General features: G+C 38.5%; 9 protein-coding genes. 8 read left to right on the plus strand and 1 reads right to left on the minus strand.

The window, feature by feature from the left end:
* The first annotated feature begins 41 nt into the window (after positions 1–41).
* The 6 genes from CEQ83_RS03925 to lrgB all read left to right on the plus strand — a co-directional run bounded on the left by CEQ83_RS03925 (position 42) and on the right by lrgB (position 6,741).
* Positions 42–1,364 (plus strand): MFS transporter, encoded by a 1,323-nt coding sequence (locus CEQ83_RS03925; protein ID WP_098113870.1) that lies wholly within the window; start codon positions 42–44, stop codon positions 1,362–1,364.
* A gap of 35 nt (positions 1,365–1,399) precedes the next feature.
* Positions 1,400–2,830 (plus strand): amidase, encoded by a 1,431-nt coding sequence (locus tag CEQ83_RS03930; protein WP_223546315.1) that lies wholly within the window; start codon positions 1,400–1,402, stop codon positions 2,828–2,830.
* Positions 2,831–2,936: 106 nt separating this feature from the next.
* A complete protein-coding gene (locus CEQ83_RS03935) occupies positions 2,937–4,688 on the plus strand; it encodes a sensor histidine kinase (protein ID WP_099330626.1) in 1,752 nt (583 codons plus the stop codon).
* 1 nt (position 4,689) lies between these two features.
* Positions 4,690–5,430, plus strand: a complete 741-nt coding sequence (locus tag CEQ83_RS03940; RefSeq protein WP_098113872.1) for a LytR/AlgR family response regulator transcription factor — start codon at positions 4,690–4,692, stop codon at positions 5,428–5,430.
* A gap of 162 nt (positions 5,431–5,592) precedes the next feature.
* Entirely contained in the window at positions 5,593–6,027 is a 435-nt protein-coding gene (gene lrgA, locus CEQ83_RS03945; protein ID WP_028412310.1) for an antiholin-like murein hydrolase modulator LrgA, read from the plus strand.
* Between the two features lie 33 nt (positions 6,028–6,060).
* A complete protein-coding gene (gene lrgB, locus CEQ83_RS03950) occupies positions 6,061–6,741 on the plus strand; it encodes an antiholin-like protein LrgB (RefSeq protein ID WP_028412309.1) in 681 nt (226 codons plus the stop codon).
* A 51-nt stretch (positions 6,742–6,792) separates the two neighbouring features.
* Here the strand turns inward: lrgB and CEQ83_RS03955 are convergent, their stop codons facing one another.
* Positions 6,793–7,227 (minus strand): hypothetical protein, encoded by a 435-nt coding sequence (locus CEQ83_RS03955; RefSeq protein ID WP_033578088.1) that lies wholly within the window; start codon positions 7,225–7,227, stop codon positions 6,793–6,795.
* Positions 7,228–7,564: 337 nt separating this feature from the next.
* On the opposite strand from CEQ83_RS03955, the gene nirB reads away from it, so the two are divergent.
* Both nirB and nasC read left to right on the plus strand, forming a co-directional pair.
* The gene (nirB, locus tag CEQ83_RS03960) at positions 7,565–9,910 is read left to right on the plus strand and encodes a nitrite reductase large subunit NirB (RefSeq protein ID WP_098113873.1); all 2,346 of its coding nucleotides are present in this window, start codon (positions 7,565–7,567) and stop codon (positions 9,908–9,910) included.
* Positions 9,911–9,929: 19 nt separating this feature from the next.
* A complete protein-coding gene (nasC, locus tag CEQ83_RS03965) occupies positions 9,930–12,080 on the plus strand; it encodes an assimilatory nitrate reductase catalytic subunit NasC (RefSeq protein ID WP_098113874.1) in 2,151 nt (716 codons plus the stop codon).
* Positions 12,081–12,117: the final 37 nt, after the last annotated feature.

A 12,117-nucleotide genomic window follows, 5' to 3' on the forward strand; every position in this document is an offset into this window, starting at 1 on the left:
CAGTTTTATAGGCAGCATATTTTTCGTAGGGAGTGAGGAAAATGAGAGGAAAGTACAGATATTTTATTATGGGTATGATCGTATTTATGACCGTAGTGAATTATATCGACCGAGGTGCTATATCGTATGCACAAGAAGCAATTATAAGCGAGTTTAACCTAAATCCTAAAACATGGGGAGGGATATTAGGCTATTTCGGATATGGTTATATGTTTGGTGCATTATTTGGCGGAGCGTTAGCTGATAAGAAAGGACCTAAATTTGTATGGATTGTAGCAGGTATGGCTTGGTCCGTATTTGAAATAGGAACGGCTTTTGCTGGTGAAATAGGGATGGCCTTGTTTGGTGGGTCTGCTATTGCTGGATTTGCTGTTTTCCGGGTTTTATTTGGATTAGCGGAAGGGCCTACTTTTTCAACCATTAATCGTACAATGGCTAACTGGGCAGCTCCGAAAGAACGAGGATTTGCTGCTTCTATCGGATTACTTGGTACGCCGCTTGGTGCACTGTTAACTGCTCCAATTGCAGTAGCCCTGCTGTCTTTTACAGATTGGAAAACGATGTTTATTATCCTTGGGTGTATTGGTCTTGTATGGATTACGATTTGGATTAAAGTATTTACTAATCAGCCGGAAGAAAATAAAAGAGTTTCTCAAGAAGAATTAGCCGAAATACGATCCAATCAAGGTTTGCTAAAGTTTGAGAAAGAAAGTGGACAGAATGAAGAAACTGTTCCTTGGTATCACTTCTTTAAAAATCCTACGTTAGTCATGAACGCTATCGGTTACTTTGCTTTTCAATATGTGAATTTTTTAATTTTGACTTGGACTCCTAAGTATTTGCAAGATACATTTGATTTTCAATTAGGGTCACTATGGTATTTAGGTATGATTCCATGGACAGGAGCTTGCATCACCGTGCTGTTAGGAGGGAAAATATCTGATTACTTACGAGAAAAAACAGGAAGCCTGCGCATAGCAAGGTCTGGATTAGCCGTTGTCTCTCTATTTTTTACAGCTCTCTGTTTTATTTTCATGCCTACGGTTAACAGCGTAGCAGCAGTACTGACGCTAATGACAATTGGAAATGCATTTAATTTCTTGCCCAACTCTGTGTATTGGACAGTAATTATTGATACAGAGCCGTCAAAAGCAGGAACGTTTGGTGGTGTTACGCACTTTTTTACAAATATCGCCACGATTGTAGCACCGACATTAACAGGTGCGTTAGTAGCTGCTAGTGGATACGGAGCGATGTTTACTGCAGCTGCCGTAGCCGCTGTTGTTGGAATGATAGCCATGATTTTTGTGAAGCCAGGAAAGCGTATTATTAAGCCTATCATTCCTGTTAAACAAAGTAGCTAACCTTATATCATAGTAAAAAGAGGAGGCATATACTTATGCATTCAGATTCTATTTTAAACATGGATATAACAACGTTATCCTTAAAAATAAAAAATAAAGAGATCTCTCCGGTAGAGATTACAGAGTGCTTACTAGATCGTATTAAAGATATTAATCCTGCTTTAAATGCTTTTATAACGATAAACGAAGAGGCAGTAAAGCAGGCGAAAATAGCAGAAAAAGAAATTATGAATAACGAGTATAAAGGAGCGCTTCATGGTATTCCAATTGGCGTTAAAGATCTTGTATACACAAGAAATATGAAAACGACGATGGGTTCTAAAATTTATCAACATTTTACGCCGGATTATGACGCAACCGTGGTAGAGAAGCTTCATCATGCAGGAGCGATTACGATTGGAAAACTTAATACACACGAATTTGCGTATGGGCCAAGCGGAGATGTTTCATATTATGGAGCCGTAAAAAATCCGCACGATACGAAGAGGATTTCAGGAGGTTCGAGCAGTGGTTCTGGGGCAGCTGTTTCAGCTGGATTATGTTATGGAGCGATTGGTACAGATACAGGAGGATCTATTCGTATACCTTCATCTGCATGTGGCATCGTAGGGATGAAGCCAACGTTTGGTCGAGTAAGTAAGCATGGTGTTTTTCCACTTGGCGAAACGTTGGATCATGTAGGACCGATGACGCGAACCGTTTCAGATAATGCTTTATTTTTAGAAACAATTGCCGGCTATGATACAAAAGATCTTTATTCAGTAAATAAGCCGACCGAACATTTTAGTAGATTCATTGGTTCTTCTATTTTAAAAAAAACGATTGGCATACCTTCTAATTTTTACTTCGATGCTTTAGATTCAGAAGTTGGGAATGCTTTAAAAGAGGCAGTGAAGTGTTTGGAAGAGCTAGGTGCAAGTGTAAAGTCTATTGAGCTTCCTATGCTGTCACAAGCATCTTGGGCACAGTCGAAAACGATTCAAAGTGAAGCCTATATGGTTCATGAGAAGCGAATGAAAGCGTATAGACAAGACTATCAGCTTCCCGTTCTTGAGAGGCTGGAAGAAAGCCAAAAAGTAACGGGATATGAGTATGCAAAAGCGCAGCAAATTCGCTTACAAGCTCAGAAAGAATTTCAGGACGTATTTGAAAGTGTAGATGTGTTAATTGCTCCGACGCTACCGATTCTACCTCCTTATATGGGAGAAGAAAAAGTAAGAGTTGATAATCAGATGAAGTTAGTTCGTTCGGAGCTCCTTCGCTTAACAGAACCATCTAACTTACTTGGTTTGCCTACGCTGTCGCTACCATGTGGTTATTCTCGTGATGGGCTTCCAATCGGAATGCAGCTCATAGGACCACATTTTGCTGAAGCTGCTCTCTATCAAATCGGATACGCGTTTGAACAACATCGCCATATCCCTACACTAAAATGGAATATTCAAACACAGCCAACGTTAAGCTAAAGAAAAAGGTTCATTTTTGAACCTTTTTTCTGTTTGTTCAGCTAGATTTCTAGCAGCATCAGTGTAACAATATAAAATAGAAACAGACAGCAAAGGGTGGCTAGAAATGATTCATTTATTAATTATGATGGTAGAACGAGTTGGAGTTATTGTCATTATAGGTTTTTTGCTAGCACATACAAAAGTTTTTCGGCAATTTCTCCGTAAGCAGCAAGGTTATAAAGGAAAAGCTGTACTTATTTTTATTTTTTCTCTTTTTAGCATTATTAGTAACTACACGGGAATTGAAATTCAAGGAACGATTATTCGAAATGAAGATTTATTATTAAAAGTAGATCCATCAAGCTCCATTGCAAATACGCGGATTATGGGTGTGGAAATGGGCGGTCTGCTTGGCGGTCCTTTTGTTGGTTTAGGAGTAGGACTACTTGCCGGCGTTCATCGCTTTATGTTAGGTGGGAGTACGGCGTTTAGCTGCGCTGTTTCATCCGTTTTGGCAGGAGTGTTAACTGGATATATCGGTTATGCCTACCGGAAAAAACATCGAACGATTACACCGCGCTTTGCTGCACTTGTAGGCATAGCGATGGAAACGCTTCAGATGCTGATTATTTTATTATTTGCTAAACCGTTTGATTCGGCATGGACGCTAGTGAGTATTATTGCTATTCCAATGATTATTGTAAATGGTACGGGAAGCTATATTTTCTTATCTATTATTCAGTCCATTTTACGGCAAGAAGAACAAATGAGAGCGCTTCAGACACACAAAGTATTATTAATCGCGGATCAAACTCTTCCGCATTTTCGGCAGGGTCTCACTAGTGAATCATGTGAAAATGTTGCAAATATTATTCATCGCTTCACAGGTACGGACGCTGTTTCGTTAACGGATACGCACAAAATTTTAGCTCATGTGGGAGAAGGAATTGATCACCATGTTCCTTCGCACAGTTTAATTACCGGGCTGTCTCAAGAAGTGCTGAAGACGGGAAAAATTATGAAAGCAAAATCGAGAGAACAAATTGATTGTCAGCATAAAGACTGCCCGCTTCATGCCGCAATTGTAATGCCGCTTACTTCTCACGGTACTACCATTGGAACACTAAAAATGTACTTTAAAGATGCGAGCGGGTTAAGCCGGGTGGAGGAAGAGCTGGCAGAAGGATTGGCCAAACTTTTTTCAACTCAGCTAGAGCTCGGCGAAGCAGAGCTTCGAAGTAAATTGCTAAAAGATGCGGAGATTAAAGCTTTACAGGCACAGGTGAATCCTCACTTTTTATTTAATGCCATTAATACGATATCGGCGCTTTGCAGACAGGACGTAGAAAAAGCTAGAAAACTGCTACTGCAACTAAGCGTTTATTTTCGTTCTAATTTGCAAGGTGCAAGGCAGCTGTTGATTCCGTTATCAAAAGAGCTTGACCATGTTCACGCGTACTTATCGCTTGAACAAGCCAGATTCCCTAATAAATACGAAATTGACATGTATATTGAAGAAGGACTAGATGATGTCTTGCTTCCGCCGTTTATTCTTCAAGTACTTGTGGAAAATGCCATTCGGCACGCGTTTCCGCGCAAACAAAAACACTGTCGCGTAGAAGTTTATATTGAGACAAAAGATAAATATGTATACGTAAAGGTAAAAGACAATGGACAAGGTATAGACACAAAACGATTGGAACTGCTTGGCAATGAGCCTGTTTTTTCAGAAAAAGGAACGGGGACGGCTCTCTACAATATTAAACAACGTTTACATGGATTGTTTGGAAAAGAAACGACACTGGAGTTTGACGTAACAGAAGGAACAGCAGTTTCGTTTGTTATACCAATTGAATTAAAAAGCGAGGGTATGTAATATGCTGCGAGTACTAATAGTAGACGATGAAATGTTAGCGCGAGATGAATTAAAATATTTACTCCACCGAACGAAAGAAGTAGACTTCATTGAAGAAGCTGAAAGTATCGAAGAGGCGTTGGATAAAATGATGGATGAAAAGCCGGATTTATTATTCTTAGATATACAATTGTCAGATGACAGCGGTTTTGATATTGCGAAAAGGCTTAAAAAAATGAAAAACCCGCCTGCTATTATATTTGCAACTGCGTACGATCAGTACGCTTTACAAGCCTTTGAAGTAGATGCAATTGACTATATTTTGAAGCCTTTTGATGAAGAAAGAGTGGTGCAGGCCATTCATAAATATAAAAAAATGCGTGTTCCTCATCACGTTGTTAAAGAAGAAGAACCGATAGGAGAGTCTTCTTCTCAAACGGGAAAGTTAGCGATTTCTGTAGACGATTCAATTGTGTTAGTAAATATAGAGGACATCTTGTTTGTAGGGCTAATAGAAGGAGAAGTCACCATTCAGACCATAACAGAATCCTATCATACTGCAGATACGCTGGCTATGCTAGAAAAAAAGCTCCCTTCTCAGTCGTTTGTTCGTGTGCACCGGGGTTATATCGTCAACGTACATCATATTTCCGAAGTACAGCCATGGTTTAATTCCACGTATAATTTAGTGATGAAAAACGATAAGCGAGTTCCTGTCAGCCGTACATATGCTAAAGAATTGAAGAAGCGTTTAGGAATTTAAGTAAGAAACAGCTTGCTTATGCATGTTAGCAGGCTGTTTTTTGCATTTCAAGGCTCGATTTTTGTAAGTGAGCACAAATATTCGACTCTTTGATTTGAAAACGCTTTCTAACGTGTTTTCATTTTATATAATGAAGTCAACAAACAGAGAGAGGTGAAAGAAATGAGTGCTAAAAAAGTGTATGGCTTTTTAACACAAGCATTTATTTTTTCCGTAATTATGTTGATTTCAGATTTTATTGCAGAGCATTTGCCTTTTCCGATGCCAGCTTCAGTCATTGGACTTGTGCTGTTATTTCTTGCACTCTGCTTGAAGATTATTAAACTAGAGCAAGTTGAATCACTGGGAACGGCTTTAACTTCTTTGATCGGATTTTTATTTGTACCAGCAGGTATTTCTGTTATGAATTCATTAGGTGTTATGCAGCAGTACGGCATTCAAATTTGTTTAGTTATCATCGTGGCAACGATTATTTTGTTAGGCGTTACAGGCTTATTTTCACAGCTTATACTTGGCATGACAAAAGATAATAAAGCAAAAGAAGAAATAAAAGATGTAGATATGAGTGAAAAAACAAAAAAACAGGGCATTGCGTAATATCAATTATAAAGAGACAAGGTGGTTGGAAAGATGAATCCGTATTTTGGAATCGTGGTTTCTTTAGCTGCGTACGGTATTGGAACGTATTTATTTAAAAAGTCAAAAGGGTTTTTCTTATTTACTCCTTTATTTGTGGCAATGGTGCTCGGGATTGCTTTTTTGAAACTTGGTCACTTTTCTTATGAGGAGTACAGTAGCGGCGGAAAAATTATCAGCTTCTTTTTAGAACCGGCAACAATTGCTTTTGCCATCCCTTTATATAAGCAAGCCGATAAATTAAAAAAGTACTGGTGGCAAATTCTTTCTTCTATTGCAGTAGGATCAGTTTGTTCAGTAGCCATTATTTTTGCGATTGCTAAAGGTATTCATATGGATGAAGTCGTGATGAAATCAATGCTCCCACAAGCAGCTACAACAGCAATTGCACTGCCATTGTCTCAAGATATTGGAGGGATTCCTGCTATTACTTCCTTTGCAGTTATTTTTAATGCAGTTATTGTATATGCACTGGGCGCATTATTTTTAAAAGTATTCAAAGTGAAAAATCCAATTTCAAAAGGATTAGCGCTGGGAACGTCCGGGCATGCGCTAGGAGTAGCCGTAGGGATTGAAATGGGAGAAGTAGAGGCAGCCATGGCAAGTATTGCAGTCGTTATTGTAGGTGTCGTCACAGTTGCCGTTATTCCACTTTTTGTTCAGCTAGTCATGTAATAAAAGCCTGAAGATGTCAGAAAACCTCTGACTTCTTCAGGCTTTTATTTGTTAATACACCACTCCAAAATGTCGTGATGCGCAGTTTTGGCAGGTTGTATGGTCAAAAAGACTCTCAGGAATGATAAATTCAAAACAAAATTGACATTGTTTGAATTGACTTTGTCTATAAAACATTGTCTCTAAGAAAATAGCTGTAATATGTTCGGTTATACGCTTATGGGAACGTTGTTCTAAAGTGGACCACGGAATAGACTGATGCTCTATGTAAATCGGAGAAGAAGTATAGGGTGTATCCCATTGAATGGCTTGATATCCAAACGTAAGGCCATGACGTGCTGCTGATGTAAATATGATCAGGTTTTGATGGAATTCTGGTAGAGGTAATTCTAGTTTTTGATCTTTAAGCGATCTCGTTTTGGAATGAAGGTTATACAATTTAATTTGAAAATGAATCCACTGAGTGGCGTGAACGGTTATTGACATGTTTTAAACCTCCAATTCAGACTCTTTCTTTTATCATAATTGATTCCAAAATAAATAAATAGTAGGCAAAAAGAAGATAACAAAATTTTATATAGAGTACTTATAAAGCGTAGAGAAAGGTAATGCAAGCACAGCATCCTTTTTTCTACCCCTTTTTAAAGCAGATTAATCTTCTATATAAAAGCCTGCTTTCAGCGAAAGGTATCGGCGTATTCATACGCTTTAAACAGATTTTAATGTTAGAAGTTATAACAAGGTTCATTTCTTTTAGAGAAGTTTATGAAATAATAAAAAATGTATATTTTACGGTCTGAATCTATGTGTTGGAGGTTTTTATATGACGAAACAAAAGCTGATAGTAATCGGAAACGGAATGGCGGGAATGCGCTGTGTTGAAGAAATTCTTATTCATTCTCCAGATTGTTTTGATATTACTGTTTTTGGAAGTGAGCCTCACGTTAACTATAATCGAATTTTATTATCAACCGTTTTACAAGGCAGTACAAAGCTTGAAGATATTAACATTCATTCTTTTGCATGGTATAACGAAAATAATATCACTTTATTTAAAGGAGAAAGTGTTACGCACATAGACACCAAGAGAAAAATAATAAAAACAGATAAAAACAGAGAGACGATGTACGACAAGCTTATTATTGCTACCGGTTCGAGCCCGTATATGCTCCCCGTTAAAGGGGCTGAAAAAGAAGGGGTCCTCGGTTTTCGTACCATCGAAGACTGTCGGAAAATGATTGAAATTTCTAAACGGTATAAAAAAGCAGCGGTTATTGGAGGGGGTCTGTTAGGGCTGGAAGCTGCTAGAGGACTATTAAATTTAGGAATGGATGTTCAAGTTATTCATCATTCGGGTTTTTTAATGGAGCGACAGCTAGACAGAGCAGCATCTGCTATGTTAAGAGAAGAATTGGAAAAGCAAGGCATGAGTTTTCTATTAAACAAACATACGGATGAGATTATAGGGGAAAACCGAGTAGAAGGCGTCCGATTTAATGATAACAGCAAAATTGCAGCTGATTTAGTTGTAATGGCTACAGGAGTGAGGCCAAATGTGAATCTCGCTAAAAAAAGCGGAATAGCAACAAATAGAGCAATTATCGTAAATGATTATTTGGAAACGAGCATCCCGGATATCTATGCAGTAGGTGAATGCGCTGAACATCGGGGGATGACATACGGCCTTGTTGCTCCTCTTTACGAACAAGGAAAAGTCTTAGCGCGACACCTTTGCCAAATGAAAAATGAAGGTTATGGCGGGTCCGTTCTTTCCACTCAGTTAAAAATATCAGGAATAGACGTTTATTCGGTCGGAGAGTTTAAGGAAAATCAAGGTGCAAAAGCTATTACGATTTCGAATATGTTAGATGGTATATACAAAAAAGTAGTTTTTCGCGAAGGGAGAATAGTGGGAGCCGTTCTTTTTGGGGATACCAGTGAGGCTATAAAGCTATCACAAATGATTAGTGAAAAAAAGGATTTGTCGCAAGCGGAAAAAGTACAATTATTTCCTTCTCAATATGAAAAGGAAAATGCAGCAGCTTCTATGTCAGTTACAGATATGGTATGTAACTGTAACGGTGTAACCAAGGGAGGTATTATTGAAGCAGTACAGAAACATGATTTAACGACAGTAGATGAAATAAAAAATTGCACGAAAGCTTCTGGTTCATGCGGAGGATGCAAGCCCCTTGTAACAGATCTTTTAACGTATATTCAAAGCGATGAATTTGATGAAAACATTGAACAAAAAACCTTTTGTGCTTGTACACATCTATCAGAAGATGAGCTGGTAAGAGAAATGCAGCAATATCAATTTGAAACGGTTCAGCAAGTAAGAGAAATGTTAAAGTTTAAAGACATGAAAGGCTGCTCGTTATGTGAAGGCGGTCTTCATTACTATTTAAATATGATGAATCCTCATTACGAAAATAATCGACATTCTTTATTTACTACGGAGAATGAACAGGCCGTTTTGCTTCATGACGGTACTTATGCAGTGGTACCGCAAATTCACGGTGGTCTGACAAATGTACAGGAATTAAGGAACATAGCAAATGTAGCTGAAAGGTACAACATCTCGAATATTCGTTTAACAAGTGATCAGCGCATTCAACTTATTGGAGTGAAAAAAGAATATCTTTCGTTGATAAGTGAGGAAATAGATAGAGGACTTCAGCAGCTATATGAACGTACAGTTAAAAATGTATCTGTTTATATAGGAAAAGGAACGTGTATTTGTCAGTATGAACCTGCTCTTGCTTTATCAAATGAATTAGACAAACAGCTTGAATACGTAAAGACCCCATGCGATATCAAAATCAGTATTGCTTCTTGTTTTCACATTACAGAGGATGTCACAACAAGTGATATAGGATTAAGAAGAATAGACAGAGGTTGGGAAATATATGCTGGCGGAAGCAGCACAGAAGCCAGAAGTGGGGAGCTGTTTTATGTGGCCGAAACGAACGAAGAAGCGATAGAAATCAGCTGTTCTTTGATTCAATATTACCGTGAAACGGGGAACTATTTAGAAGCTGTCGGCAGCTGGATCGAGCGAGTAGGAATTGTTCATGTCAGAGAAGTTTTGTTTGAGGCAGACAATCGAGAGTATTTAATGAAGCAGCTCAGCTCAGAACGTTCTCGTGCAATCACATATTTATTATAGGAAAGAAGGGTGACCTACGATGACTGAGATGCTGTTGAAATATTTTCGTGAGCAGCAAAAGCAAGCTGAAACCGAGCGTATCTATAATACGCAGTGTCCTTACTGCAGCATGCAGTGCAAAATGCAGTTAGTTGAACAAACACATGTAAAAAGAAAAACGTATAAAACAATTGGAAGAGACAACCCTACTTCTCAAGGAAGATTATGTATCAAAGGAATGAATGCGCACCAGCATCCTTTGCATAAAGATCGGATTCAATATCCTTTGTTAAAAGTAAACGGAGAGTTTGTAAAGATTTCTTGGAGGGAAGCTCTTGACTATATTAAAGAGCACGTTACAGAGATTCAAGAGAAGAATGGAGCAGATGCGCTAGGTGTTTATGGAAGTGCCTCTATTACAAATGAAGAAGCTTATTTATTAGGGAAATTTGCTCGAGTTGCGTTAAAAACAAAGTATATTGATTACAATGGACGCTTATGTATGTCAGCTGCTGCTTCTGCTGCTAGTAAAACATTTGGCATGGACCGAGGATTTACGAATAGCTTACAAGAGATTCCGTTTACTGAATGTATTATGTTAGCTGGAACAAATATTGCGGAATGTCAGCCAACGATTATGCCTTATTTTGAAAAAGCAAAAGAAAACGGAGCTTTTATTATTGCTATTGATCCAAGAGAGACAGGTACAACTAAAATAGCTGATTTACACCTGAAGCTTAAACCGGGGAGCGACGCGGCATTAGCCAATGGAATCTTGAAGGTCATTATCGAAGAAAATTATCTAGATGAACGATTTCTACAAGAACGTGTTAATGGATTTGAAGAGGTAATGCAATATGTGGCGTCTCTAGAATTTAGTGTCATTGAAGAAATAACGGGAGTGCCGCTTGAGAAAATGTATCAAGCTGCCCGTATGTTTGGTCAAAGAGAAACAGGAATGATTTTTACTGCTAGAGGGGTAGAGCAGCAAACAGACGGGAGTGCTGCTGTGCAGAACTTTTTGAATATTCTACTTTCTGTCGGGAAAATCGGTAAACCCCGCTGCGGATATGGAGCCATTACTGGTCAAGGAAATGGGCAAGGAGCCCGAGAACACGGTCAAAAAGCAGATCAGCTTCCAGGCTACCGTTCAATCGAAAATCACGAGCATCGGATGTATATAGCAGATGTTTGGAACATAGAGGAGAAAGATCTTCCTAGAAAAGGTGTTTCTGCATATGAAATGATTGAAAAAATTCATGACGGTGAAATTAAAGGGCTGTTTCTGGTGTGTTCAAATCCAACCGTTTCAAATCCAAACGCTAATTTTGTTAAGAAGGCTTTTGAAAAGCTTGAATTTCTAGTGGTAGCAGATATGTTTGAATCAGAAACGGCAAAATTAGCAAACTTAATTTTACCAGCATCCTCTTATTTGGAAGATGAAGGAACGATGACAAATGTAGAGGGAAGAGTTACATTGCGCGAAGCTAGCTTTCCGCGCCGTGGCGAAATCAAACACGACTGGGAAATACTATGTGAAATTGCTAAAGTTTTAGGGAAAGAGGAATATTTTTCGTTTTCATCAGCTGAAGAAATATTTAATGAACTGCGAATAGCAAGTAAAGGAGGAATCGCGGATTACTCCGGTATTACGTACGAACGATTACGAGCGGAAAAAGGAATTTTATGGCCATGCAGAAGCTTAACAGATAAAGGAACCGAGCGCCTGTTTGAAACACGTTTTGCTCATAGTGATGGAAAGGCGATGATGGTCCCTGTCTCGAATCAAGCTATTGTTCCTAAAGCAAAAATAACGAAAAAATATCCTCTCTATTTAACAACAGGGAGAGTGGTGTCACACTATTTAACGGGTGTACAAACGCGAAAAAGTGCATCTTTATCTGCTAGAAATTTCGAATCTTTTATGGAAATTCACCCTTCAACAGCGAAAAAATATGAAATATCGAATCAAGAATTAGTACAAATTGAATCTTCATATGGAAGGATTGTGGTAAGAAGTAAATTTTCAGAGGGCATTCGGCCAGATACCGTATTTGTTCCTTTTCACTGGGCGGATTCTCAAAATGTTAATAACCTTGTTTCTGAGAAATTAGATCCCGCCTGTAAGATGCCTGGCTTTAAAGTAAGTGCCGTGAATATTAGCCCTTCTGTAAAAAGAAGCAGTTATTAAAAATGCTGATGCAAAAAGCCTCTTGCAAAAAGAGGCT

This window comes from Priestia megaterium (assembly GCF_009497655.1).
In the GTDB taxonomy this organism is placed as follows: Bacteria; Bacillota; Bacilli; order Bacillales; family Bacillaceae_H; genus Priestia; species Priestia zanthoxyli.